The 24829-nt window shown below is 60.0% G+C and carries 22 protein-coding genes; 8 read left to right on the top strand and 14 right to left on the bottom strand.

Annotated features, from left to right (window positions below; all coding sequences use genetic code 11):
• Nucleotides 1-38 precede the first annotated feature (38 nt).
• The 5 genes from BCM02_RS28700 to BCM02_RS28680 form a co-directional block, all read right to left on the bottom strand.
• Nucleotides 39-821: an ABC transporter permease gene (locus BCM02_RS28700; protein ID WP_148932573.1), complete on the bottom strand. Its 783-nt coding sequence runs from the start codon at nucleotides 819-821 to the stop codon at nucleotides 39-41.
• 16 nt (nucleotides 822-837) lie between these two features.
• On the bottom strand, nucleotides 838-1626 hold the full coding sequence (locus tag BCM02_RS28695; protein WP_148932572.1) for an ABC transporter ATP-binding protein: 789 nt from the start codon (nucleotides 1624-1626) through the stop codon (nucleotides 838-840).
• A gap of 223 nt (nucleotides 1627-1849) precedes the next feature.
• A complete protein-coding gene (locus BCM02_RS28690; protein ID WP_148932571.1) occupies nucleotides 1850-2905 on the bottom strand; it encodes an ABC transporter substrate-binding protein in 1056 nt (351 codons plus the stop codon).
• 67 nt (nucleotides 2906-2972) lie between these two features.
• A complete protein-coding gene (locus tag BCM02_RS28685; RefSeq protein WP_148932570.1) occupies nucleotides 2973-3467 on the bottom strand; it encodes a MarR family winged helix-turn-helix transcriptional regulator in 495 nt (164 codons plus the stop codon).
• Nucleotides 3468-3880: 413 nt separating this feature from the next.
• A complete protein-coding gene (locus tag BCM02_RS28680) occupies nucleotides 3881-4672 on the bottom strand; it encodes a class I SAM-dependent methyltransferase (protein WP_148932569.1) in 792 nt (263 codons plus the stop codon).
• 381 nt (nucleotides 4673-5053) lie between these two features.
• Between BCM02_RS28680 and BCM02_RS28675 the strand changes: the two genes are divergently transcribed.
• Nucleotides 5054-5527: a PilZ domain-containing protein gene (locus BCM02_RS28675; RefSeq protein WP_148932568.1), complete on the top strand. Its 474-nt coding sequence runs from the start codon at nucleotides 5054-5056 to the stop codon at nucleotides 5525-5527.
• Between the two features lie 18 nt (nucleotides 5528-5545).
• On the opposite strand, the gene BCM02_RS28670 is transcribed toward BCM02_RS28675, so the two are convergent.
• Nucleotides 5546-6253, bottom strand: coding sequence for a DNA alkylation repair protein (locus BCM02_RS28670; protein ID WP_148932567.1), 708 nt, complete (start codon nucleotides 6251-6253; stop codon nucleotides 5546-5548).
• Between the two features lie 150 nt (nucleotides 6254-6403).
• Here BCM02_RS28670 and BCM02_RS28665 point away from each other — a divergent pair, with 150 nt between their 5' ends.
• From BCM02_RS28665 to BCM02_RS28655, 3 genes are read left to right on the top strand one after another with little or no spacing between them, the layout of a single operon-like run.
• Nucleotides 6404-7393 (top strand): substrate-binding domain-containing protein, encoded by a 990-nt coding sequence (locus tag BCM02_RS28665; protein ID WP_246183599.1) that lies wholly within the window; start codon nucleotides 6404-6406, stop codon nucleotides 7391-7393.
• Nucleotides 7394-7396: 3 nt separating this feature from the next.
• Nucleotides 7397-8950, top strand: a complete 1554-nt coding sequence (locus BCM02_RS28660) for a sensor histidine kinase (protein ID WP_148932565.1) — start codon at nucleotides 7397-7399, stop codon at nucleotides 8948-8950.
• Nucleotides 8951-8953: 3 nt separating this feature from the next.
• A complete protein-coding gene (locus BCM02_RS28655; protein ID WP_148932564.1) occupies nucleotides 8954-10306 on the top strand; it encodes a response regulator in 1353 nt (450 codons plus the stop codon).
• A 122-nt stretch (nucleotides 10307-10428) separates the two neighbouring features.
• Here BCM02_RS28655 and comJ read toward each other — a convergent pair whose 3' ends face one another.
• Both comJ and BCM02_RS28645 read right to left on the bottom strand, forming a co-directional pair.
• Complete coding sequence (comJ, locus tag BCM02_RS28650; protein WP_148932563.1) at nucleotides 10429-10914, bottom strand: competence protein ComJ; 486 nt, start codon at nucleotides 10912-10914, stop codon at nucleotides 10429-10431.
• A gap of 59 nt (nucleotides 10915-10973) precedes the next feature.
• Complete coding sequence (locus BCM02_RS28645) at nucleotides 10974-11420, bottom strand: NucA/NucB deoxyribonuclease domain-containing protein (RefSeq protein WP_148932562.1); 447 nt, start codon at nucleotides 11418-11420, stop codon at nucleotides 10974-10976.
• A 360-nt stretch (nucleotides 11421-11780) separates the two neighbouring features.
• Here BCM02_RS28645 and BCM02_RS28640 point away from each other — a divergent pair, with 360 nt between their 5' ends.
• Nucleotides 11781-13160: a sugar porter family MFS transporter gene (locus tag BCM02_RS28640; protein ID WP_281288250.1), complete on the top strand. Its 1380-nt coding sequence runs from the start codon at nucleotides 11781-11783 to the stop codon at nucleotides 13158-13160.
• A 614-nt stretch (nucleotides 13161-13774) separates the two neighbouring features.
• Here BCM02_RS28640 and aroC read toward each other — a convergent pair.
• A complete protein-coding gene (aroC, locus tag BCM02_RS28635) occupies nucleotides 13775-14830 on the bottom strand; it encodes a chorismate synthase (RefSeq protein WP_148932560.1) in 1056 nt (351 codons plus the stop codon).
• A 101-nt stretch (nucleotides 14831-14931) separates the two neighbouring features.
• Between aroC and BCM02_RS28630 the strand changes: the two genes are divergently transcribed.
• On the top strand, nucleotides 14932-15852 hold the full coding sequence (locus BCM02_RS28630) for a LysR family transcriptional regulator (protein ID WP_342791373.1): 921 nt from the start codon (nucleotides 14932-14934) through the stop codon (nucleotides 15850-15852).
• Nucleotides 15853-15900: 48 nt separating this feature from the next.
• Complete coding sequence (locus tag BCM02_RS28625; RefSeq protein ID WP_148932559.1) at nucleotides 15901-17016, top strand: DUF4303 domain-containing protein; 1116 nt, start codon at nucleotides 15901-15903, stop codon at nucleotides 17014-17016.
• 114 nt (nucleotides 17017-17130) lie between these two features.
• Here BCM02_RS28625 and BCM02_RS28620 read toward each other — a convergent pair whose 3' ends face one another.
• On the bottom strand, nucleotides 17131-18186 hold the full coding sequence (locus BCM02_RS28620) for an S-layer homology domain-containing protein (protein WP_187434457.1): 1056 nt from the start codon (nucleotides 18184-18186) through the stop codon (nucleotides 17131-17133).
• Nucleotides 18187-18519: 333 nt separating this feature from the next.
• The gene (locus tag BCM02_RS28615) at nucleotides 18520-19935 is read right to left on the bottom strand and encodes an MFS transporter (protein ID WP_246183598.1); all 1416 of its coding nucleotides are present in this window, start codon (nucleotides 19933-19935) and stop codon (nucleotides 18520-18522) included.
• Nucleotides 19936-20091: 156 nt separating this feature from the next.
• Between BCM02_RS28615 and BCM02_RS28610 the strand changes: the two genes are divergently transcribed.
• Nucleotides 20092-20583, top strand: a complete 492-nt coding sequence (locus BCM02_RS28610; RefSeq protein WP_342791372.1) for a GNAT family N-acetyltransferase — start codon at nucleotides 20092-20094, stop codon at nucleotides 20581-20583.
• Nucleotides 20584-20637: 54 nt separating this feature from the next.
• Here BCM02_RS28610 and BCM02_RS28605 read toward each other — a convergent pair whose 3' ends face one another.
• The 3 genes from BCM02_RS28605 to BCM02_RS28595 all read right to left on the bottom strand — a co-directional run bounded on the left by BCM02_RS28605 (nucleotide 20638) and on the right by BCM02_RS28595 (nucleotide 24585).
• The gene (locus BCM02_RS28605; protein ID WP_148932686.1) at nucleotides 20638-21468 is read right to left on the bottom strand and encodes a YitT family protein; all 831 of its coding nucleotides are present in this window, start codon (nucleotides 21466-21468) and stop codon (nucleotides 20638-20640) included.
• A gap of 123 nt (nucleotides 21469-21591) precedes the next feature.
• Nucleotides 21592-23637 (bottom strand): molybdopterin oxidoreductase family protein, encoded by a 2046-nt coding sequence (locus tag BCM02_RS28600; protein WP_148932557.1) that lies wholly within the window; start codon nucleotides 23635-23637, stop codon nucleotides 21592-21594.
• 285 nt (nucleotides 23638-23922) lie between these two features.
• Nucleotides 23923-24585, bottom strand: a complete 663-nt coding sequence (locus BCM02_RS28595) for a PaaX family transcriptional regulator C-terminal domain-containing protein (protein ID WP_187434456.1) — start codon at nucleotides 24583-24585, stop codon at nucleotides 23923-23925.
• Nucleotides 24586-24829 lie beyond the last annotated feature (244 nt).

The raw sequence follows: 24829 nt of genomic DNA, 5'->3' as shown, positions 1-24829 counted from the left end.
GCGCCTCCCCTTGGAAAATGATCTTGCCTCGTCTCCCCTTACGCCTTGCGCGTCAGCGAGCCCGTGAACACGATGCCGTAGCGGTACAGCAGCTTGCGCCCGACGAAGCCGAGCAGCCGGTCGGTCGCGAAGCCCATCAGGCCGAGCGCGATGACGCCGACGAAAATCCAGTCCGTCTTGAAATACAGCCGCGCGTTCCAGATGAGGAAGCCGACGCCTTCGTTGGCCGCCATCATCTCCGCGCCGAGAATCGCCATGTACGACGTGCTCATCGCCAGGCGGACGCCGGTGAAGATGTACGGGATCGTCGCCGGCACGATGACGTGGCGCATAATTTGCCGCTCCGTCGCGCCCATGCTGCGGGCGGATCGGATTTTGTCCTCTTCGACCGCCAGCACCCCGGTCATCGTGTTGATGATGACGGTGAAGATCGTGCCGTACATGACGAGGATGATTTTGGACTGCTCGCCGATGCCGAACCAAAGCATGAACAACGTCACGAACGCCAGCGCCGGGATGAAGCGGACGAAGTTCAGGATCGGCTCGGCGAGCGCCCGCACGAAGCGGATGCGCCCCATGGCCAGACCGACCGGAATCGCGATCAGACTGCCGATCAGCCAGCCCGTGAACACGCGGTAGAAGCTGTATAGGATGTAGGTGAACAGGGAACCGTCCTTGGACAGCTCGATCGCGCCTTGCAGCGTCAGATAGGGGCCGGGCAGGAAGTCCGGCTCCGACGCCCAAGCGGCCAACTGCCAGACGATCAAGGCGGCCACCCAAGGCAGCACGCCGTATTGCAAAATTCGTTTTCCTCTGCTCATCGCGCGGTTCATCTCCTTACTCGTCGAAGTGGGATTCAATTGTGCCGAGCAGATCGAGCACGTTCGGGTCGGACAGATCTCGCGGATAGGCGAGCGGAATATCGTATAAGTCCGTAATGCGCGAGGAGGGCCCGACCGACATAATGCCGATCCGCTGGCCGAGCAGAATCGCCTCTTGAATATCGTGCGTGACGAAAATGACCGTCTTCTTCGTCTCCCGCCAAATGCGGATGAGCTCCTTCTGCATCGTCCGCCGCGTCATCGCGTCGAGCGCGCCGAACGGTTCGTCCATGAGCAGAATCGCCGGATCGTTCGCGAGCACCCGCGCCAGCTGCACCCGCTGCTTCATGCCGCCGGAGAGCTCCTTCGGGAATTTGTTCTCGTGGCCCGCGAGGCCGACGAGCGCGATGTAGCGGTCCGAGATGGCGCGGCGCTCGGCTTTGGCCACCTTTTTCATCCGGAGGCCGAACTCGACGTTCTCCCGCACCGTCAGCCACGGGAACAGCGACGCGTCCGCCTGCTGGAACACCATCGCCCGCTCCCGGCCGGGACGCTCGATCTCCTGCTCGCCGAGCGCGATCCGCCCTTCGGTCTTGCCGATGAAGCCGGCGATCATGTTCAGCAGCGTCGATTTGCCGCAGCCGCTCGGGCCGAGGAGGATGAAGAACTCGCCGCCTTTGATCGTCAGATTGACGTCCTTGATGATATAGTGCGGCTCGCGGCTTACGGCTCCCGCGCCGGCGCCGAACGATTTGCGCAAATTCTCGATCCGGATCGCGTGGGCGCCGGCTGGTTGGGTGGTCATAGTGGGGCCTCCTTGGGCTATAGGAGGTGAAAAGCTGATCCGTACAAGCGGATGCTTCGCATGAGAGCTGATCTTCCGATCGCTGTTGTTCGCGGATTCCTTGAAAGTTGAAGGTGTGGGGGGAATCCGCTCACAAAGGCGAACGCTGGCGCTTCTCCAGATTCATCTCTCTTGCTCCGCCATTTGTTGGATCATAATTTTCAAAGTCCTATAGCCCGTTTTTTTATTTATAAGTAACAAGATCCGGGAACGCTTGCTTCAGCGGCTCGAGCGCGAGCTTCTCCTTCAGGTCGTAGTCGACCTTTAGGATGCCTTTGTCCATGATGAACTGCTTCATCTCGGTCAGGTGGTCGAAGTCTTCCTGCGAGAAACCGACCGTGTACGTCAGCTGCTCGAGGTCCTTCAGCACGCCTTCCTTCGGCAGCTTCACTTCGTCGAAGGCCAACTGGGCCGTCTCTTCCTTGTGATCCTTGATATACGCGATGGAATCGTTCACCGCCCGCAGAATGCCCGCGACCGCTTCCGGATGCTCCTCGACGAATTTGGTCTGCACGACGAAGTAAGAGGAGATGCTCGCGTTTGCGTCGGACAGATCGCCGATTTTGTGCGCGCCCTCGAGGCCGAGGAACTTATCGATGAAAATGCTCGCCGCGATGACCGCGTCGATCTGCCCCTTCTGCATCCCGACCAGCCCTTCGTCCGGCGTGCTGTACGGGACGTATTTCACCTTGCTCTCGTCGATGCCGGCGGCCTCCAGATATTTGGACCAGATGTACTCGTACACCGTGCCCTTCGCGACGCCGAGACGCTTGCCCTCCAGGTCCTTCGCGCTCTGAATGTCGTCGCCCTTGGCGATGACGATCGAGGCGGAGGCGGACTCTTCCGTCTCGCGGCTGAGCGTGCTGACGATCTTGAAGTCGCCCTTGGACAACGAGTTCAGCAGCGCGTAGTCCGCCGCCGAACCGGTATCGGCGCGCTCGACGAGCATCGCGTTGATCGTATCGATGCCGTACGCGAAGTTGGATACCTCCGCCTCGATGCCGTATTTCTCGAAATACCCTTGCGCTTGCGCCGTGCGGAACTGCAGCGAGCCCGTCGCGACCGTGTCGAGCGCAAGACGCACCTTGACCGGTTCGCCCGCAGCCTCCGCTTTGCCGCCGCTCGCCGGCTCGTTCGCCGCATTGCCGCAGCCGGCAACTAGCGCGGTCGCCAGCGCCAGGAGCAGTCCCCCCGCCGCGCGGAATCCGAATCGTTTGCGTGTGTCTTTTGCTTGTCTCATCTTCTCATGTCCCCTGTCTCTGAATTTATGGCGCGGTCCGCTTGCCGTCGCCCTCGGCCTCCTCGTCTTACCGCGGTCCCTCTTGCCCGTCCAGCCGCTCGGTCAGCCCATGCAAGCTGTCGAAGAAAGGGCGCATATTATCCACGATCCGTCCGCAATACGCCAGCAGGTCGCGCAGCTCCGCTTCCTCGAAGCCGTCGAACAAGCTGAAGCGGTCGTGGTCCTCCTGCTCATGCAGCCACTTCATGAACGCCCGTCCTTTCTCCGTGATGTGCAGCAGCACGGTGCGGCGGTCATCCTCGGGTCGCGTCCGGTAGATGTAGCCGCCCTGCACGAGGCGATTGCACAGCTGCGTCGTCGCCCCCGACGAGAAATCCGTCTCCGCCGCCAATTCCCCGGCCTTCTGCGGGCCGTCCCGCAGGAGCTTACCGAGCACGACGATCATCGGCAAGGACACCTCGCCGTGAATGAGCACTTTGTCCCGCTCGCCCACGAATTTGCGTATCATTTTGCGAAAGGCGTCATCCAGTTCGTACAGCAGCAGGTTGTTTCGGTCTGTCATCGTTCCTCCTCCGGCTTAGGCAAAACAAAAAGGCTCCCGACCGCATCGAAGAGGCGCCCGCCGCCCTCGCATGGAGATGCGTCGGGGAAGCGGAAATCTTCGATTCGTCAGAAGCCATTGGTTATCCAGTAGGCCTATTCTCTTTTTGGAAAGATATTTTGTATGAAGATAAATTATCATAATAATTCCAACCTGTAAAGTAGGTATTAAATTTTGCTGACAGCGGTAGTACGCCAAAAAGGCCGCCAATCCGGCGACCTTCCTATTCCTTCCATCACCCGCGGCAATCCGCGTGCGTCTCCCTCTTACCCGAGCCGTTTCACGAGCACGACCCGATCGCCGCCTCGTCCGTCGTAATCGACGGCGACGGGCAGCCCATCTCCGCATCGCAGAGCTTTCTCCAGATCGTTCTATTAGACGGGAACGCCCACCCAATCGGATCGCCCGCCCGGCTTAACCGCCGTTAGCAGAAAACGGTGCTCCATGGTCGTGATCCCGCCTCCGCGCTCCGCCTCTTCGTGCAGCTTGCGCAGCGCGCCGAAGCAGCGTTCCACCGAGAAGCCGGGGAACTCCCACTCGATAATACGCGCGAAATAGACGAGGGCGCCGACGTCGAGGAACGTCAGCTCGGGGAAGCATTCCTCCGCTTGTTCGACCGCGAAGCCCGCCGCCTCCACCGCGCGCGCCGTCCACGCCAAATCAAATTCGGGGTCGGTCAAGCCGACGTCCTCGCCCAGCAGCGTCCGGGCTAGCTCCCTGTTGTTCCGTCCACCAACCTGCTGCGTGATGAAGCGACCGCCCGGCTTCAGCACCCGGAACGCCTCTTCGGCCGAGAACGACTCGTGCCGGTTGATGACCAGATCGAACATGCCGCACGGGAAGGGCAGCTTGTCGTCCTCGTATACCTGTCTTACCTCGATGCCGTAAGCTGGCAGCGTCCGCCGGCACAGCTCCACGTTCGGCGGATACGCTTCCGTCGCGTACGCGCGCCCGGCCGGCGGATGCAGAGAACGGAGAAACTCCCCTCCCCCGGTACCCATATCGAGCAGCGTCGTCTTCTCCCCGAGGCTCGCCTCCACGATCGCGCGATAACTCCACGGAAGCCGCTGCTCCTTCGTCCGATGTTGGATATACCCGAAGTCCCATCCTTGAAAGCCTGCCTTCTCCTCGGCTTCCCACAATGCTTTCAACTGCCGATCATTCATTCCAATCCCTCCACTTTCGGTTAAGCGTGGCCGGGAGTTGGCGCAGTCGACTGATAACACATTCCCGTCAAGCCCGGCCGCATCTGTTACCAGCTTCGCTTCGCTGCGCCGGGCCGTTATCGAGTTTCCTCGCCGCTTTCAAAATTTGCTCGCCTCTCTTTCTAGGGTTACCGCCCTTCCTCGTCGTCCGCCCATTCTTCCTCGTCGTCCGATCGATACGTCATGGAACAACCTCCTCGCAGGCGAAAGGCTTTCGTTCGAAACCATAACAAATTACGGAGCGACCCGGATAAAAATTCCTCTTTTGACAACCCTATTAAAGTAGGACTTTTGGTGTATAATAAATTGCTGTAGAATTTCGATCTTGAGGCTGATGCGAACATGCAACCGTCCAACAAACGGGCTTTCTTCCGAGTCAATCTTAAAATTCCGCTGTCGGCGCTGCTCAAGATTATCGCCGTGAGCGGCACGAAGACGGACACCAAGCATTCCCGAATCGCCATTAAAGATATCAGCGCCGGCGGGATCCGAATGCACTCCAAGCTCGATTTGCCCATTCACGTCAATCTGGTTCTCGAATTCACGTTCCAGCTGTTCAACGAACCGGTCAAGGTCATCGGGGCCATTACGCGCAAGACGAAGCTGGACGATTCGCTCTTCGAATACGGCATTCAATTTTATCTGGACGTCAACAAGGAACGACAGCTGATGGCTTACCTCAACATGCTGTCTACCCGGCTTCGCGCCCAGAACGTGCTCGGCAGCTGCAGTTTCTGCTCGGACGACGATCTCGACGAGTTTTATAACGAAGACATGAAGAACAAGCTTATCCACGGACCGGTTCCCGAGGTCTGATAAGGTTGTTCTCTTTTTTTAGCAAATGCACGTCTTCTTCTTGCGGCCGGTCTTCCCCATCGCTTCGGTCTTATCGATGTACGCGTACGCGAGCGGAACTTTGCAAGCCGTGTCGCCGAGGTTGACCGAGACCGCTCCGATCGCTTCGGCCACGCGCCGCGCTTCCGCTTGCAGCGGCAGCACGTACACGCCTACGGCGATGACGAAGCCGTTCATGACATAGCGGACGTAGTTGCGCTCGCCATGGACGTCCGCCTCGATGCGCTCCAGCATGCGCGCGATCTCCTCCAAATCCAACTCCTCGTCGGGCTTCATCGACAACCAATTGGCATAGGTGCTCCAGCCGCAGACGGCGATCAACTCTTCCGGATCTTCGATCCATTCCTTCGCCAGTTCATGTCCGTGCGGACTCTCGGCGGCCAGCCATGCGACGGTATACTCCGCGAGCATGTGCCAATACGCCTGGCGGACCCACTTTCGGAGCGTCTCCTTGTCGAGCTCTCGCGCATTGACCGTCAGCCCCGCCAAATACATCGCGTCGCTATTGCCGGATTCGTATAACGCGCGCGCCAGCGGCTGATCCTTCTTCACCGGCTTCACCAGTTTCTTCATGTCCCCGATTCGAACCCCGAAGAACGGCTCCTTCGCCCCATGGCGGAGGAAGGTGCGCTTCGTCTGCTCCGTGCCCATCGCTTCTAACTGTGCCATGACTTCCTCGTATGTCATCGTCGATCCCCTTCGGCTTTTTCTCGCATTATACCATAAGGAGGGATATCAAGGCGGACAGGCTGCGTGTTTGGGCAAGCCGCGCCGATTCGGTATAATGGCATCTAGACGATTCGCGATTATAGCGGATTAAAGGAGTGATGGATCCGGGTGGCGAACCGAATTTGGAATGCGGGCATTCTGCTCCTGTTGTTGCTGTTGGCCGCGCTGCTGCTGCAGTTCGTTCGCGCCTCCTCCGCCATCGGCGACCTGTTCCCGAGCGGCGGAACGAGCGGGACGGCCTCAATTCGCAAGCAGATTGCCCTGATCGCCCAAGAGCGGGACAACCCGTTCTGGCGTTCGATCGAGGAAGGCGCCCGGGAAGCCGCCGAGACGGCCGGCGCCGAGCTCGTCTATATGGGGCCGGCGCGCATCGATCCCTCCGAGCAAATCCGGCTGCTGAAAAAAGCGATCGCCTCCAAGTACGACGCGATCGTGCTGCAGGGGCTCGGCGGACAGACGGAATTTCGCCAGCTCATCGTCGAAGCCGCCGCCCAAGACATCCCCGTGCTCGTCCTGGATACGGACGAACCGGGGAGCAAGCGTCTCGCCTATGTCGGCACGGATAATCTGGCGGCCGGCGCGCTGATGGGCGAGCTCATCGCGCAGCGGACGGGCGGCCAAGGACGAATCGGCGTGCTAATCGGCAGCGAGACGGCCGCGAACCAGCAATTGCGCCTCGCGGGCTTGCGCAAGGCGATCGGCGCCTATCCCGGCCTGTCCGTGCAAGCCGTGCGCGCGACCGCCATCTCCCGGCTTCAAGCCCAGCGGGAGGCCGAGCGGATGCTGGCGGCCGGCGATAAGCTCGACGTGCTCGTCGGCTTCAGCGCGCTGGACGGCGAAGGCATGATGGCGGCGGCGGAGCGCCTGGGACGAACGGACGCGCTGCTGCTCGCCTTCGACGATCTGCCGGCGACGCGGGCAGGCATCGCGGACGGACGGATCGCGGCTTCCGTCGTGCAGCTCCCAAGGGAAATGGGCGCGCAGGCGATCGCGCTGCTTCGGCGCCATTGGGCCGGAGAAGACGTCGACGGCGAGCATTATACGAAGGTATACACGCTCGATTCGCTCAACGTCGATAGCTTGCCGGAGGCACGGTAGCCCATGAGCATCCGGAAGAAACTGCTGCTCTTCATCCCGCTGCTCGTGCTCCTCGCCAATACCGTCGCCTTCTTGCTGTTCGAGAGCGCCCACGTCGTGCAGGACAGCTACCGGATCCTGCTGGACCGGGTGCTCGGCATCCGGCGCTGCGCCGAAGCCGCCGAATCGCAGCTGACCGCGATGTACCGGTATCTCGCCGATCCGGCCCCCGCCGCCCGGTATGCGCTACGCCAAGCGGAAGCCGCCTCGTCGAAGGCGGCCGACGAGTTGGCCGCTTCCGCGGCCGAGCCGTTCGGCAACGAAGCGGCGTTCGTCGCTTACGGACGCTTGCTCGCCACGCTGACGGAGCAGACCTCGGCCGCGCTGACGGACGAAGCCGCCGGCGGCGAGATCAGCTTGAGCCGCTACGAGGCGGCAGAAGAGACGGCGGGCTTCATTCGCGAAGCCGGTGCGGAGCTCGTCGATCTGGAACTGGCCGCCTACGAGCCGCTCTATACGGAAGCGCAGCGTCAGAGCGAGCGGATGAACCGGCTCGGCCTGGCCGTGTTCGCCGTTCATACGCTGCTCGGCATCGCGCTCGCGCTCTGGATTTCCCGCAGCGTCTCGCGGCCGGTCGCCCGGCTCGTCGACTGGGCCGGACGCATCACGGCGAGCGGCGCGGCGGAAGTTCCGCCGCCGCCCTCCGACGCGCGCGACGAGATGGGCAAGCTAACGGACGCGTTCGGACGGATGCTCGGCGCGCTGGAGCGCTCGTCCCGCATCGAGAAGGAAGCGGCCGAGAAGGACCGGCTCGTGAAAGAGCTCGAGTTGGCCGCGCTGCAAAGCCAGATCAATCCCCATTTCCTGTTCAACACGCTCAACGTGCTGTCCAAGCTGGCGCTCATGGAAGGCGCCGACCGGACGAGCGATCTGATCGTCTCGATGTCCAGCATGCTCCGCTACAATCTGCGCAGCCTCGATCAGCCCGTGCGCATCCGAGACGAACTGGCGCACGTGCGCGAATATATCGTCATCCAGCAAGCCCGCTTCCGCGACCGCGTGCGGTTCGAGGTCGGGGCGGACGAAGCGGCGCTCGACCTGGCCATTCCCGCGCTGACGCTGCAGCCGCTGCTGGAGAACGCCTTCATGCACGGCATCGAAGGGTTGGAGCGCGGAGCCGTAATCAGCCTGCTTATCCGCTGGGACGAAGGCGGCGCGCGGATTACCGTCGCGGATAACGGCCGCGGCATGCCGCCGGAAGTGCGGGCGGCGCTGCTGCAAGCCAGCGGCGGGGAGCGCGGCGGGGAGCGCGGCGGCGAAGAGGATGAGCGTTCAGCTGAGGAGACGTTATCCGGCAGCGACGGGATCGGGTTAGTCGGCTGGACGCGACCCGCCGACAAAGTGAAGGCGGACGGGAGTGCCGGGCCTGGCTCTATCGCCTCTACCGGTCTCGGCACGCGCAACGTGTTCCGCCGGCTGCGACTTTTCTACGGGGAAGCGGGACTGGTCGAGATCGACAGCGAGCCGGCGCAAGGCACGAGAATTAAGCTGCGCATACCCGCGCGCGGGAAGGAGTAACCGATGTACCGATTATTAATCGCCGACGACGAGGCGCTCGAGCGCGAAGGACTGGAGCTGATCATCGGCAGAATGCTGCCGGATACGTTCGAGATTATCCACGCGGAGAACGGCCGCGCCGCCATCGAGCTGGCCGAGGAGCGCCGCCCGCATATCGTCTTCATGGACGTGAACATGCCCGGGATCGACGGCCTCGCGGCGCTGCGCGACATCCGCGCGCGGCTGCCGGAGACGAAGCTCGTGCTCGTCACCGCTTACGACTACTTCGCTTACGCGAAAGAAGCGCTCACTCTGGGCGTCAAAGAATACATCGTTAAGCCCGCGGGCCGGGAGCAGATCGTCGCCCTCCTGCGCCAGCTGCTCGCGGAGCTGGAACAGGATCGCCAGCGGCGAGCCGGCGAGCTGCGTCTGCGCCAGCAGGTGGCCGAGCTGCTGCCGCTGGCCGAGAACGAGCTCGCGCTCATGCTCATGGTCGACCACGTCCAGGGCATCGGCGCGGCGCGGCTGGCGGAATGGATCGACTTCCCGCTCGACGCCAGCCGCGCGTACGTCGTCGCGCTGCCGGAGAAGACGGATGCCCCGCTAACCCGCAAGCTGTACGACACGATCCGCGGCTTCGCCAAGAGCGGCGGCCAGCCGTGCCTCGTCAGCTCCGCGATCGATCGCCACATGGCCATCTTCGTGCGGGAGCAGAACGGCGCGTCCACTGGCGGCTACGCGGCGGCCAAGCGTTTCGCCGAGCAGATCGCCGAGCTGGCGCGGCGCCAGACCGGCAGCCCGGTCACCGTCGGCATCGGCTCCCGGCAAGAGGGCGAGAGCGGGCTGCGCCAGTCGTATTTCGAAGCCGTCTTCGCCTCGACCTGCTGCGCGGAAGGGACGGGCATCTGCCTCTTCGACGAGCTGCGCGAAGGCAAGGCCGACCTCCAATCGAGCGTGTTCGCGGGCGTCGGCAGCGCCGGCGGCGAGGCCGGCGGCGCCTACGTGCTCAGCGCGCTGCAGCATATCCGCGAGGAGCGCGAGCACCAGACGCTGACCGTGCTCGACAAGGCCAAGCGCTATATCGGCGAGCATTTCACCGAAGAGCTGTCGCTTGAAGAGGTCGCCGATTTCGTGCACCTGAATCCCCACTACTTCAGCAAAGTGTTCAAGCAGGGCGTCGGCGAGACGTTCATCGATTACGTGACCGGCCTGCGCATCGAACGCGCGAAGACGCTCATCGCGGATGAGCGTCTCAGCTTGAAAGAAGTATGCTTCGAGGCCGGCTACCGCGACCCGAACTATTTCAGCCGCGTGTTCAAGAAGGTGACCGGCGCTACGCCGACGGAGTACAGGAGCGGGCTTAGGGGCGCGGAATAGCCCCGCCCCGCCGGCCGGCTGCTGACGGGAGCCGCCGGCAGCGCACACCAAAAAGGCGTCGCCGGTCGAATCGACTCGCGGCGCCCTATTCGCGTTGCTTCTCCTAGCAGCCCCATGCTGCTTCAAATCGCCGGACTTGCCACCATCAGCAGCGTTTTGCCCGGGTCCAGCTCCGCGTCCCTTTTCGCGATGCGCGCCTTCGGATCCCCGCACGGCACGAACGTGAACAAGTAGCGCGTCCGGTTGCCCGCCGCTTCCGGGGGAGCGGGCACGATCTCGCACCATAACTCGTAGCTGCCCTGCGGAACATCGTAGCCGTAAGCCTCGGACAATATGCTGCTGACGATCACGCCTCCCTCTCCCGTCTCGAACGGCACGACGATCGCCCGGATCGCGCCGGGTTCCGGCGCGGCTTCCTTGCGCACCGCGACCTCGATGATGCTGCGCTCGTCTCCGATCGCGCCGAACGAAACCGCTCCTTCCCGCCACGTAAAACCTTGCCGGATATGCGCGTCGGTCCAGTCCGAGAACGGATGCTCCGTCTCCTGGTTATAGACGGTCAGCTGCGAATACGAGATCGTGAGCTCCTGCTTTGGCCACTGCTTCATGCGTTGCTCCCCCTTGAACGGATAAGCGCCCCGGCAGCCGGAGCGCCGCTCATCTGCGTTTATTCGTACGACATGACGAACTTGATGCGTTTGCCGTTGGCATACTTGGACAGTTGGTTGCCGACCCATGCGCCGGCCCCGCGGTTATCCGAGGACGGCACGTAGCGCACGTCCGCGCCATAGCCGCCTTCGGCGCACATCGCCATCGGCCATTCGTCGCGGTCGTGGCCCGACTTGGTCGGAATGCCGGCCAGCGACTCCTTCCGGTTCTGATCGGCGCCGGCGCGGTCGATCGTACAGATCGCGGATTCCCCCGCCGCGATCGCATCGCGGATATGATCTCCCGTCAGCGGATAGCGGTTGAACGGAAAATAAATGACCGCGTCGTAGGACGCCGCAGCATCCGTCTTCGCGGGCGGGAACGCCCAGAATCCCCCGGCGATTACCGCCACCAAGAGCATAAACGACACCAACGCCGTCTTGCGCCGAGCAAGAGCCTGTAACATTAAACTTCCTCCTTTGTATGCTGGAATGACGGCGCGTGGCTTGTACCATCTCGCTATGCATCGTACGCCCGGTTTATTCGGGCGGCGTTAGGGTGTTGTAGAGATTTCGTAGCGCCGCGATGAAGAGTCTGTAAACGGCCGGAGTCGCCCCTCCACCCGTCCGTACCCGACCGAGCGCCAGCACTATTTTCGCCTCCACCTCAAAATAATGCTAGCCCGCCGTCATCTCGGAAAGCGCCGCCGCGGCGACCGCAATTTATTGCGGCAACTGCCCGTAATAGTGCTGTTTATGCGCCGATTCCGCCGCGCCACCGCATGCTATAATGGCCGAGCCAGCTTAATTCGAGAGGAGTCACAACCGTGGAAGCAGCTATTCAACCTCCCGCTACGGAGCGGGTTAGCATGAAATTCGTCACGCTAGTTTCGATCGTCGCCGCGCTCGGCGGCTTATTGTTCGGCTTCGACACGGCCGTCGTGTCGGGGGCCATCGGGTTCATGGAGGAGAAGTTCGCGCTTAGCCAGGTGCAAGTCGGCTGGGCGGTGTCCTGTCTCATCGTCGGCTGCGTCGTCGGCGCCGCGATGTCCGGCGTCGCGAGCGACCGGTTCGGTCGCAAAAAGGTGCTCATCGTCGCCGCCTTGCTGTTCGTCGTCGGCTCGGTCGGCTCGGCGTTCCCGACTACGTTCACCGGCTACATCATCGCCCGCATGATCGGCGGCATCGGCATCGGGTTCACCTCGACGCTCTGCCCGCTCTATAATGCGGAGATCGCGCCGGCCAAATACCGCGGCCGTCTGGTTGCGTTGAACCAGTTGGCGACGGTGACCGGCATTTTCATCACCTACTTCATCAATTCCGCGATTGCCGGCTACGGCGATCACGCCTGGGATATCGAGAACGGTTGGCGCTGGATGTTCGGCGTCGGCGCGATTCCCGGCCTGCTGTTCCTCGTGCTGCTGTTCTTCGTGCCGGAGAGCCCGCGCTGGCTCATCAAGCAAGGCCGCGCGGCCGAGTCGCTGCCGATACTGGTCCGCATTCACGGCGAGGAGGGCGCGCGCCAAGAAGTGCTCGACATCAAGGCGTCGTTCAAGGAAGAGAACTCTTCGCTGCGCCAGCTGTTCAGCCCCGGCCTGCGCCTGGCGCTCATCGTCGGCGTCGTGATCGCGGTGCTGCAGCAGGTGACCGGCATTAACGCCGTCATGTACTACGCGCCGGAGATTTTCAAGGAGACGGGCGCCGGCACGAACGCGTCGCTCTACCAGACGATCCTCGTCGGCCTGATCAACTTCCTGTTCACGATCCTGTCGCTGTGGCTCATCGACAAAGTCGGCCGGAAGGCGCTGCTGCTCGTCGGCTCCGCGTCCATGACCGTCTGTCTCGCCGTCATCGGGATGGCGTTCCATACGGGCCACACGTCCGGTCCGCTCGTGCTAATCTTCATCCTGTTGTACGTCGCGTCGTTCGCGGTGTCGCTCGGCCCGGTCGTCTGGGTCATGCTGTCGGAGATCTTCCCGAACCGCATCCGCGGACGGGCGACGGCCATCGCCTCCATGGCGCTGTGGGCGGCCGACTACGTCGTCTCGCAATCGTTCCCGCCGATGCTCGACTCGTTCGGCGCAGCCTCGACCTTCTGGGTATTCGGCTTCATGTCGCTGTTCACGGTGCTGTTCACGTGGCGCGTCGTGCCGGAGACCAAGGGTCGGTCGCTGGAAGAGATCGAGTCGCTGTGGGCGAAGAAATAAAAGAAGGCTTGAGATAGGCGTGGTGCCGGTCTCGAGCCTTTTTGGCGTTGCGGGATTGTGGTGCTGTTGCCGTTACTTCATCACAGATAACCCGCCCCGCTTTCTCGTGTGCTACGGTTCAAGGACGACGTAGTAACCTTCCGAGGCGCTAAAACCATAACGTCCATCGTTCTCCTCTACCGATTGGATACTATCGCTTACAACAAAGATCAAGTAATCTACGATCTCCGTACACTTCTCGCATGGTTCGGCTACCCCATCCAAAACAACCTTTCGAAGTCCCTTCCTCCCGATATCGTTGCCGCCCCATTTTATCTCATCCTGCACTAGATATTCGTAATCCCATGTATCGCCAAACTTGAATTGGATCTTGATTTGGGTCTCTTGTTGACACCTGTAACAGCGGGATTGAAGAGATAGGGTATTGTACGCGCTTATTGGGAAACCCTAGCCATCGCCTATTATCCCAGCACGCCCAGGGCCGCTTACTAATTTTTACAAATAAAAGCGAATTCCCTTCTGGAATTGCGAAATTATTCTTTCTACTCTATAAATAGACGCAAAAAAAAGCCGGCCCGGCAAGCTCTCGCTCCCCAAACCGGCTCTCTTCTGTCTTAGTCGTGCAGCGCCGCCTGCCGCTTGTACATGTCCTCGAGCACGAGGCACGCCATCGCCTCGACGACCGGCACGATGCGCGGACAGATGCTCGGATCGTGGCGTCCGTGCGTCTCGATCGTTTGCTCCTGGCCGAAAATGTTCATCGTCTGCTGCGGACGCGAGATCGACGACGTCGGCTTGACCGCGATGCGGAAGACGATCTCGGCGCCGTTGCTGATGCCGCCGATAATGCCGCCCGCGTTGTTCGTGCGGTAGCCGTTCGCGTCCATCTCGTCGTTATGCTCGCTGCCGTTCATGCCCGCCGCCGCGAAGCCCGCGCCGAACTCGATGCCTTTCACGGCGCCGATCGACAGCATCGCCTTCGCCAGCTCCGCGTCGAGCTTGTCGAATACCGGCTCGCCAAGGCCCGGCTTCACGCCGCGAATGCGGCATTCGACGATGCCGCCGCAGCTGTCGCCGACGGCCGCCAGCTCGTGGATCTTGCTAATCATCCGCTCGGCCGCGACCGGATCGCAAGCGCGGACCGGATTCTCCTCGATGACGCTCTCGTCGAACGTCTCGCATTCGATGCCGCCGAGCATCTTCGTGAACGCGACGATCGAGACGCCGCGGCGCTCGAGCAGCTTGCGCGCGACGGCGCCCGCCGCGACGCGTCCCGCCGTCTCGCGACCGGATGCCCGGCCGCTGCCGCGATGGTCGCGGATGCCGTATTTCTCGAGATACGTGAAATCCGCATGGCCCGGACGGAACGCGTTCTGAATGTCGCTGTACGCTTCCGGACGCATGTCGGTGTTCTGCAGAATAATGCACATCGGCGTGCCGGTCGTTTTGCCTTCGAAAATACCGGATACGATATTGATCGTGTCATACTCCTTGCGCGGCGTCGTCACCGACGACTGCCCCGGCTTGCGGCGGTCCATCTGCTTCTGGATGTACGTCGGGTCGAGCTCGACGCCCGGCGTGACGCCGTCCACGATGACGCCGACCGAGATCCCGTGCGATTCGCCGAACGTCGTCACTTTGAATACCTCTCCGTATGTGCTGCCTGCCATTTGTTTCTTCCCCCTAAACGTCCTTTACCTGAATGGTTATGTCCATTATAATTCGGTTTAAGACATTTAAGAAATTGAAATTCAGAAGCCTTTCCATAGAGGTGATCTATATCAATCGGATGATCAGCACGGAGTGGTACCGGATTTTTCTTGCGACCGCAAAGCTCGGCAATTTGACGAAAGCCGCGCAGGAGCTGCATATTACGCAGCCGTCCGTCAGCTACGCGATCAAGCAGCTCGAGAGCACGCTGGCCGTGAAGCTGTTCGACCGCTTGCCCAAGGGCGTGTCGCTCACGACGGAGGGCCGGGAGCTGCTCGACTACGTGGAGAAATCGTTCGCGCTGCTCGAAGCCGGCGAGCATAAGCTGCGCGCACTGAAAGATCTGGCGAGCGGCGAGCTGCGCATCGGGGCGAGCGGCCCGATGATCAAGCACCTGATTCTGCCCGCGCTCGACCGGATGCGCGCCGATTATCCCGGCATCCGCATTCGCCTCTCCCAAGGCAGCACGCCGGATATCCGGCAGCGGCTGAAGAGCGGCGAACTGGATATCGGCTTCGTCCACTTGCCGCTGACCGATCCGGAGCTTACGGTGACGCAGCTGCAGACGGTGCAAGATTGTTTCGTCGTCGGTCACGCATACCGGGAATTAGCCGCGAGTCCCATGACCGCCTTGGAATTAACGCGCGTGCCGCTCCTCCTGTACTCGCCCGGCAGCAGCACCCGGCGGTTCGTCGACCAGTGGCTTGCTTCGCACGGCCTCTCCGCGGAAGTCGATATCGAGCTGAACTCGCTCGACATGCTGATCGAGTTGGCCGAGCGGGGCTACGGCGCCGCCTTCCTTACGCGCGCCTATGTGGAATCGCAGCTGGAGGAAGGAAGGCTGTTCGAGCTTCAGGTGAAGGAGCCGATTCCGCCCCGTTCCGTCGGCATCGCCATACGAGCGGAACAGTCGCTTCCGGTCGCGGCGGAACGATTTCTTGCGATGCTGGGCAGCGGATCTGAGGATAGCGAAAGAACCTGACCTTTGTTTATTGGCGTTTCCTATTCTACATAGAGAGGAATCATCGTAATGAATACCTATTATGTACAGCTAGGCATGTTGCTGGAAGAACGTATTCCAGCAAAGCAAGAGGGCTATTATATCCTGCATGTTGATGACGAACAGATTAGTTACGACTTATCCGTTCCTGATGGCATACGAATTATTACGGCTGAGGACTTCGTGCATGCTTTAGCGGAAGGATGCAAGCAAATCTTGAAAGATTTCTCTCAAAGTTCCGTAAATGAAGAGGTGTATGTTTTCGTTCTCCATCCAGAAGAGCAGTATGGTTTCTCTGTCTATCTCAACACTACGAGCTGGTTTTCTACGAACCTTTCACGATATACGGAGCCAGACTCTGATTATGTCGCTTGGATCAAGTACAACCCTGGCGATTTCGCCTTTCAATTTGGAGAGAAACATATGGGCGACTACGGTAAAGTCATCCAGCAATTCGTAACCATCGGCATCTCCAGATTCGGACATCCGGATGGCTACCCAAAACCTGGTGGAGTTTCCAGTGTACCTCAAGTAGCGTTCGAGGCAGGCATTATTGAAGAAGGTTACCAACTTCTTGCCTTGCAAGCCGTGAAGCGTCTCATTCGAGAGGAAGCTTTCGCCTCGCTCCATAAAACAAAGAATTTCATTGCCTATTCCGTCACAGAAAATGAAGATTTAGATTACGCCATAACAATTCGGCAGGCGATTGGTTCCGGATTGTTTTACGAGGTGTTTCCGCAGTTACAAATGCAAGACGATTACTGTGAACGAGAGGTTGAGAGATACCAAAAGTCTACGGTTGGCGAATGTTTGGATCACTGGATGGCCGCCGTTCACGATTCCTATTATAAGAACGTTAAATCTTATGCTTTTAGCAAGATCGAATATGGGGTCTTTCTCTCTTTGAAACGTTTTGGCAGTGACTTTGCACAAGCTGCTTTAGAACGGCTAATCGCTTTAATGGACCATGCCATATGGGGTAATGAAGAACATTATGAGTTCGAGTATTACATGCAATGCGTCCGTAGTTCCGACATTCTGACGCCTCGACTACGTAAGATGTGTAAAGAATTAGCAACGAGCATACGAAATCATCCAGGCTTTGATGACGATTACGTCATAGAATTAGGGAATCTTGCTAAGTAGCCTGACGTTAATTGCAAGTCCTTTATGTTGTGGTGAGCACAAACAAAATTGCCATATGATTACAAAAAGCCTCCGGCACGCGCTTTCCCAAGCGGACCGGAGGCTTCTTCGCATTTATTTTGTCGCCTTGATATACTCCACCGCGCCGACGAGCATGACCGCCGCTTCGGCCCGGCTCGCCTGATCGAGCGGCGCGAAACGGTTGCCCGCGCTCCCTTTGACGATGCCGGCTTTCACCGCGGCCGCGACGCCCGGCTTCGCCCATGCCGCGATTTGGTTCGCATCGGCGAACGTCGGCTGCGCGGCGGGATCCGTCGCAATGCCGGCCGCACGCACGATAATGGCCGTCATCTCCGCCCGCGTGATCAGCTGATCCGGCCGGAACGACCCGTCGGCATAACCCGATACGACGCCGGCGGCCGCCGCTTCGGCGATATACGTGCTGGCCCAGGGCGGGATCTCTCCCGCGTCGGCGAACTTCGGCGTGACGCCGTTCGTCGGCTTCAGCGCGAACGCCCGCGTGATCATCGCCGTAAACTCCGCCCGCGTCACCTTCGCCTGCGGTCGGAACGTGCTGTCATCGTAGCCCGTGATGATGCCGAGCGCGGCAGCCTTCTCGATGGACGCTTTGGCCCAATGCCCCGTAATATCCTTGAATGCGATCGCCGCGCCCGTCTTCGCCGAGATCGGAAGCGTAAGCTCCGCGCCGGCTTTCACCGTCACCGAGGTCAGGTCGCTCTTGACCAGCTTCACGTCGCCGAGCGATAGCTTCGCCGAAGCCGCCGCTTCCCCAAGCACGTCGAACGTGACGGTTGCCAGTTGGACGGTGCCGTTGTCACCCGCTTCTTTGCCGATTTTGACGTGGGCGAACATCAGTTTCCCGCTCTCCTCCGCCTTCGGCACGGAGAAGCCCGCGATCGGACTGACCGTCTTCACGTACTTCAACAGCTTCGGATCGTAAGCGACGTTCAGCTCGAAGCCGTACAGATCCGTCAAATTTTCGCCCGTGACGGTCACGGTTGCTTGTCCGCCCGCAACCGGTTTCTCCGGACTAAGCGTTAGCTTGAATACAGGCTCGCCCGCGGCGGCCATCGCCGAGAACGGCGCGAGCGCTAAACATAACAAAAGTGCGACTAACCCCAATGATACGATCCGTTTCTTCGTGCCCAAGCGAGACATCCTTTCCGTCGGTGGTATACCCTTCATAAGTTACGGTTAATGCCGGGATAGCGGTCTAATGCTGCTTGGAACCGTGTCGAAAGTCCGTCCGCCAACTTAATTATATTATTAGCTACGTAATGTATCAATAAATTGTTTGTGAAATGTAACCGCTTAATCACTTGCGTCGCAAGGCGTTGCCGAAACGGGACGCTAGTTGTGCGATAATCGCGAATGGATATACAAAAGGACCATCGGCCCCCAGTCCTATTGGCTGGTTGCTGAGCACAGCCAAAAAAGCCGCTCCTGCTGCGAACGTCAGCATGAGCGGCTCTTCTTGTTTGATTATGCGCCGTCCGTCCGCGCGGCACGGCCGGAGAAGCGGCGGACCGAGACGAACAGCGCCAGCAGGCAGATGCCCGCGGCGGTCCAGAACACGGCGTGCAGCGCGGTCAGCATCGCGCCGCTGTCCGGCTTAGCGGAAGCTTCGCCGCCCTGCCCCGTCCAATGGCCGAGCACGGACGAATAGAGCGAGACGCTCACCGCGATCCCCGTCACCATCCCGATATTGCGCACGAGCGCGTTCAACCCCCCTGCGGTGCCGAGCTTCGGCTTCGGTACCGCCCCCATGACGCTCGCATTGTTCGGCGATTGGAATAAACCGCCGCCTAGCCCGAACAGCGCCAGATGCGCGGCAAGCACCCACGCGCTCTCGTCCGCCGTCAGCGTGTTCAGCAGCGCGAATGCCGATGCGTTGATGAGCAGGCCCGCCGTCGTCAGCCAATTCGGCCCGAATCGGTCCGACAGCCGGCCGGAGATGGGCGCGATGACCGCCATCGTCAGCGGATTGACCATCATCGTATAGCCGGTCTGCTCGGGCGAGTAGCCGAGCACGTTCTGCATGTAGAACGGCATCATGACGTTCATGCAGAACAACGCGACGAACGAGAGCAGCGCCGTCGTGTTCCCCACGGCGAAGGCGCGGATGCGGTAGAGGCTGAAGTCGAGCATCGGATACGTCAGCCGCCGCTCGTATAGATAGAACGCGGTTAGCAGTAACACCGAGCCTAAGCCGCCGACCAGCGTCAATCCGGATCGCCAGCCCCAATCTTGTGCATTGGGGAGCACATACAGGAATAACACCATGCCGGTCATGAACAGCACTGAGCCCGCGTAATCGAAAGGCTCCCCTTTCTTCGCGGCCTTTGCCCTGGGCAGCAGGTACAAGCCCGCCAAGAAACCGATAATCCCGATGGGCACGTTAATCCAGAAAATCGATTCCCAGCCCAGCTGCCCGACCAGAATGCCGCCAAGCGCCGGTCCCGATAGCGAACCGAGCGATACCGTCGTGCCCGTGATCCCCATCGCCCGGCCGCGCTCGTTCGCGCCGAACGCCTCCGCCACGATCGCTTGGCTGTTGGCCATCAGACAGGAAGCGCCGAGCGCCTGAATGATCCGGGCGACGATCAAGAGCGCGAGCGAGTCAGCCAGCGCGCACATCGCCGAACCGATGGCGAAGGCAACGAAGCCGTAATTATAAATTCGGCCCCGTCCGAACAGGTCGGAAATTTTGCCCGCGATCGGCAATGTCGCGCAGATGGCCAGCAAATAGCAGGTGAGCACCCACTGCACGACATGGATCGGCGCGTCCAGCTCCGCCGAGATCGTAGGCAGCGCCACGTTGGCGATGCTGCCGTCCAGCGTCGCCATGAAGGTGCCGACCGATACGTTGGCTAGGATCAGCCACCGGTTGCGAGTCATTCGGATCCTCTCCTCTCTCAAGCCACCGCGAATCAGGTGATGGCGTAACAATGGGCCGTTTGCGCGCATCGCGATTGTCCTTGCCAATTTCGTCATTCCTCGTTACCGTTATCATCAGGAAGAGCAGAACCGATTTTAACGAAACGAGGCGTTGCGATGATGACAACCTACACGATCCGAGAAATCCAGGCAGCCGATGCGTGCGACATTTATGCGCTGAATCAAGACTTCAACCCGAATTTCCGCGCTTTCGGCGAAGAGCAGGTCAGGCGGAAGATCGACATCATTGCGAAGAAGACGAACGATAAAATCTTTGTATTTGAGCAAAACGGCCGCGTCGTCGGCTACATTCACGGCAGCCCGCACGAATTGCTGTTTGCCGATTCCCTCGTCAACATCCTCGGTTTCGTCGTCAGCGCCGAGCTTCGCAATCAGGGGATCGGCGGCCGCTTGATCGCCCATCTCGAACAGTGGGGCGAACGATCCGGCTACTCCGGCATCAAGCTCCTTACCCATCCGAGCCGAGCGGCAGCCCACCGATTCTATGAACGACGCGGCTATGTTTTTACGAAAGATCAGAAGAATTATATCAAAGCCTTCGAGAATGGCGCTAAGACACCAAAGGCCCTCAATGAGAGGGCCGAATAACACGGTCTGCCATACATCGAAATCCCCGTACGACATCGCAAGCGAGAGGTTGCCCTAACTCCAACCTTTGCCCACCACCTCGTGCGCGTCGCTGAAAATGACGAACGCTTCGGGATCGGCCTCTTTGACGATGTTCTTCAGCTTGCCCGTCTCGTTGCGGCTGATGACGCAGTACAAAATCTCCTTCGGCTCCCGCGTGTAGGCGCCTTTGCCGCTGAGGAACGTGACGCCCCGCTTCATCTGCCGCAGCACGGCGGCGGCGATTTTGTCCGGCTCGTTCGAGATGATCGTCACCGCTTTCGCCGAATACGACCCTTCCTGCACGAAATCGATCAGCCTCGCGCCGACGGTAATCGCGATCAGCGTGTACATCGCACGCTGCAGGTCGAGATAGATAAGCGACAGGACGATGATGATCATGTCGGTCAGAAACAGCGTTTTGCCGAGGCTCCATCCCCAGTACTGCCGGCACAGCAGCGCGACGACGTCCATCCCGTCCGTCATCCCGCCGTAGCGGAACACGATGCCCAGCCCGATCCCGACGAAAGCGCCCGCGTAAAGCGACGCCAGCAGCGGATCGTCCAGCTTCTTGGAGGCGAATTCGAACGCATACAGGAAAAACGACAGCGATACCGCGCCGATGATGGCATAGATGAAGCTCGTCCTCCCCATCACCTTCCATCCGATGAGCAGCAGCGGAATGTTGATTAGAAAGCTGGAGAGGCCCGGATTCCAGCCGAGCAAATAGTTCAGGATGAGCGATACGCCCATAATCCCGCCCTCGGCCAGCCCGTTGGCGATATTGAAATAATTAATGCCGAACCCCATGATCGCCGCCCCGATCACGATGGCAATGACATTGAATAGCTTGATGTTCTTCACGATCTCGCTCCTACCGGTTATGGTTCTTCTACTAAAATAACCCCGGTTAGCCGCAACTAACCGAGGTTCCCGAACTTGTAAAATCACGCCGGAGAATATCTTCCTCTTCTCCGATAGCCTTTCTCCTTACCCGACCTTCTCCACGTCCACGCGGCCGGAGAAAAAGGTGGCGCCGCCGCCCATGTCGGCGACGCGGGCCGGGGTGAGCGCGTTGAGCGTGTCGCCGCCGCGCTCCGGATCGTCGGCCCACAACCCTTGGCTCAGCACGACGCCCGGCAGCAGGTCCGCGCCGACCGCGGCGGTCAAGACGCAGGAGCCGCGATCGTTCCACACCCGGATCCGGTCGCCGGTTGCGATGCCGCGCGCCGAAGCGTCCGTCTCGTTCATGTGGAGCTTCGGCGTCTTCTCCAGGCGCACGTGCTTCTCGTTATGCGAGAACGTCGAGTTCAAGAAATTGTGGTTGGGCGCCGGGATATACAAGAACGGCAGGTCGCCGTCCTCGACGAGCGGCGTGTACGTGGGCAGCGCCGAGTAGCCTCTGCGCGCCATCGTCTCCGACTTCAGCTCGATCTTGCCGCTCGGCGTCGGGAAGCCGGTCTCGAGCAGCGGACGCACTTGGCCGCGGACGAATTGATGCTCCACGAGCGACTCGTACGTTACGCCCGCAAGCACCGGATTGCCCGAATCGGCCAGCGACTGGCGAATCAAGTCCTCGTCGGAATCGTACAGCGCCGGCTCCTCGAAGCCCATCGCCCCGGCCAACAGCCGGAACACGGCCGTATTCGACTTGCTCTCGCCGTAGGGCAGCATGACCGGCTCTTGAATCTGCACGTAGTGATGCCAATACGACGCGTAGAAATCCAAGTTCTCGTACGAGGACGTCGCCGGCAGCACGATGTCGGCATACTTGGCCGTTTCCGTCAGGAACAGCTCGTGCACGACGGTAAACAGATCCTCTCGCTCGAGTCCCTGCCGCACCTTGTTCGCATCCGGGGCCACGACGGCCGGGTTGCTGTTGTACACGTACATCGCGCGCACCGGCGGATCCAGCTCCGTCAGCGCCTGGCCGAGCAAATTCATGTTCACGCGCCGCGCCGACTTGTTCTTGCGCAAATCCGGCCGCTGCAGCGCGCGCACGTTATGCTCGAGATAGCCGCCGTTGCCTTTGATCGCGCCGCCGCCTTGATGCCGCCACGCGCCTGTCACCGCGGGCAGGCAGGCGATCGTCCGGATGCACATGCCGCCGTTGTCGTGGTGCTGCGGCCCGTTGCCGATCCGGATGAACGACGGATGCGTGCCGCCGTACAAGCGGGCTAGCTTGTAGATATCCTCGACCGACACGCCCGTGATCGACGAAACCAGCTCCGGCGTATAAGGCTTCACCTGCTCGCGCAGCTCCTCCGCGCCCACCGTATATTGCTGCAGGAACGCCTCGTCCGCCATGCCCTCCGCGAACAAAATATGCATGAGCCCCAGCGCCAGCGCGGCGTCCGTGCCCGGCAGGATCGGAATGAACCAGTCCGCCCAGCGGCCCGTCTGGTTTTTGTGCACGTCGATAACGACGATCTGCGCCCCGTTCTTGCGCGCCTTCTCCGCGAGCATGACTTGGTGCATGTTCGTGGATGCCGCGTTGATGCCCCACATGACGATCAGCTTCGCGTTCACCGTCTCCTCGGGGTCGGTGCCGACGCTGCCGCCCATCGTGTAGCCATATCCTTGCGATCCCGCCGCCGAACAAATCGTATACTCGAGCTGGGTGGAGCCCATGTAGTGGAAGAACCGGCGGTCCAACCCCTCCGTGCCGATCATCCCCATGTTGCCGTAGAACGAATACGGCATGATGGACTCCGGCCCTTCCTCGGCGATCAGCGTCTTCCACTTGCTCGTAATCGTCTCGATCGCTTCATCCCACGTGATGCGCTCGAAGTTGCCTTCGCCTTTCTTGCCGACGCGCTTCATCGGGTATTGCAGACGTTTCGGATCGTATAGCCTCTCCGCCACGTTCCGTACTTTATTGCATATTTTGCCCTGCGTCACCGGGTGCGAAGGATCTCCTTCGACCTTGACGATCCGGCCGTTATCTTTATGAATAAGCAGCCCGCATTGATCCGGGCAGTCCAGCGAGCACACCGAAGGGAATACTCCCGTCTCTTGTTCCGCAAAACGCGTCATCGTCCTCGTTCCTTCCTCTCGCCTACTGCGAAGTCATATTGGCGCTTTTCGGTGTAAATATCGCAACAATGTATCTTCTATCCTACCATATTTCGCCCCGGCAGGGCATCGTCAAAATCAGGCTGCGGCGCGCCGGAAACGGAGAACCGCGCCCCTTCAAGGAAGGAGCGCCGCCTCGGCGGTCTCTTGCCAGAGACGAAAACCAAATGGAAAGAAGGCCGCCCGCAACGGGCTGCGGCCAACCCGCAAGATACGCGGGCGATCCGTGCTAATCCGATGAAAATTTCACACGAGGAATGGATAATAGATTGAAGAACTGGGGATGAGCGTGGCGAACGTCTGAAACGAACGATACAACTCGGCGATTACGCGATGACCCATCCAATCGTCTGGAAGCAGAGCCAACGGAAGCATGGGGTCCCTAAGGCTAATCTCGCTGATCACCTCTCCGACATGCAAATAAAGGACAAACAGCTCCAAGGGATCCATCGCGCCTCTGATTTCCTTATCTAAAGCCGGCACGAATTCGTTTTGATACCACTGCCGCTTTTCCTGATACAGGCGATGGATGTCGGCCAGAGGCCAAATATCGGCTGCCCGCTCGGAGGTAATATCCCTAAACAAGATGGACGCTTCCGAGATCGTGACGTATTCATCCATGGAGGCCGCATGAATCAAGGACAACAGCTGCTTTCTATAATCCCAAGGGGAGACATATACGCCTTTATATAGTTGACCGAAGCCTAGCTGCATCAGCTGCATTCGGAATAGATCCCTTCTTTGCCGCTCCGGCTCCGGTACCTCGAAGTGCACGAAATACCATTTGCGGTTCCAGTCCACATCGTATTGCAGCGGTTTCCGGTTCACGAAGGATAGGAACTGCTCCCCTTTGTCCATTAAGGAATACAGGGAGCGCTCTTCCGCATGAATATACTCTTCTTTCTTCATTCGTGATAAAACGTTCCGGATCGACTGCTCTTTATATCCGCGCTTCGTATAAATTTGTATTAATTCTTTCGCATGCATGCAACGCTTTTTTGTCAGCAGGAAAAGTATCTGCTTCTCGATTGAAAGCATTCGGTCTTGATCTCCTCCCAGAATCCTTACTATCGTCATTTTATCTTAATTTGACAAAAAAAGAAACAAAGAATATACTCAAATCGTCGTCAATCGACTAATAACGAGTATAAGT

The sequence above is a fragment of the Paenibacillus methanolicus genome (assembly GCF_008124765.1).
In the GTDB taxonomy this organism is placed as follows: domain Bacteria; phylum Bacillota; class Bacilli; order Paenibacillales; family Paenibacillaceae; genus Paenibacillus_Z; species Paenibacillus_Z methanolicus.
The sequence above is the reverse complement of the archived record's forward strand: the minus strand, read 5'-3'. Positions and strand labels throughout refer to the sequence as shown.

Excerpts from the sequence above, each read along its gene's own strand:
- BCM02_RS28700 (WP_148932573.1), bottom strand. The coding sequence starts at position 821 with ATGAGCAGAGGAAAACGAATTTTGCAATACGGCGTGCTGCCTTGGGTG.
- BCM02_RS28695 (WP_148932572.1), bottom strand. The coding sequence starts at position 1,626 with ATGACCACCCAACCAGCCGGCGCCCACGCGATCCGGATCGAGAATTTG.
- BCM02_RS28690 (WP_148932571.1), bottom strand. The coding sequence starts at position 2,905 with ATGAGACAAGCAAAAGACACACGCAAACGATTCGGATTCCGCGCGGCG.
- BCM02_RS28685 (WP_148932570.1), bottom strand. The coding sequence starts at position 3,467 with ATGACAGACCGAAACAACCTGCTGCTGTACGAACTGGATGACGCCTTT.
- BCM02_RS28680 (WP_148932569.1), bottom strand. The coding sequence starts at position 4,672 with ATGAATGATCGGCAGTTGAAAGCATTGTGGGAAGCCGAGGAGAAGGCA.
- BCM02_RS28675 (WP_148932568.1), top strand. The coding sequence starts at position 5,054 with ATGCAACCGTCCAACAAACGGGCTTTCTTCCGAGTCAATCTTAAAATT.
- BCM02_RS28670 (WP_148932567.1), bottom strand. The coding sequence starts at position 6,253 with ATGACATACGAGGAAGTCATGGCACAGTTAGAAGCGATGGGCACGGAG.
- BCM02_RS28660 (WP_148932565.1), top strand. The coding sequence starts at position 7,397 with ATGAGCATCCGGAAGAAACTGCTGCTCTTCATCCCGCTGCTCGTGCTC.
- BCM02_RS28655 (WP_148932564.1), top strand. The coding sequence starts at position 8,954 with ATGTACCGATTATTAATCGCCGACGACGAGGCGCTCGAGCGCGAAGGA.
- comJ (WP_148932563.1), bottom strand. The coding sequence starts at position 10,914 with ATGAAGCAGTGGCCAAAGCAGGAGCTCACGATCTCGTATTCGCAGCTG.
- BCM02_RS28645 (WP_148932562.1), bottom strand. The coding sequence starts at position 11,420 with ATGTTACAGGCTCTTGCTCGGCGCAAGACGGCGTTGGTGTCGTTTATG.
- aroC (WP_148932560.1), bottom strand. The coding sequence starts at position 14,830 with ATGGCAGGCAGCACATACGGAGAGGTATTCAAAGTGACGACGTTCGGC.
- BCM02_RS28625 (WP_148932559.1), top strand. The coding sequence starts at position 15,901 with ATGAATACCTATTATGTACAGCTAGGCATGTTGCTGGAAGAACGTATT.
- BCM02_RS28615 (WP_246183598.1), bottom strand. The coding sequence starts at position 19,935 with ATGACTCGCAACCGGTGGCTGATCCTAGCCAACGTATCGGTCGGCACC.
- BCM02_RS28610 (WP_342791372.1), top strand. The coding sequence starts at position 20,092 with ATGATGACAACCTACACGATCCGAGAAATCCAGGCAGCCGATGCGTGC.
- BCM02_RS28600 (WP_148932557.1), bottom strand. The coding sequence starts at position 23,637 with ATGACGCGTTTTGCGGAACAAGAGACGGGAGTATTCCCTTCGGTGTGC.
- BCM02_RS28595 (WP_187434456.1), bottom strand. The coding sequence starts at position 24,585 with ATGAAGAAAGAAGAGTATATTCATGCGGAAGAGCGCTCCCTGTATTCC.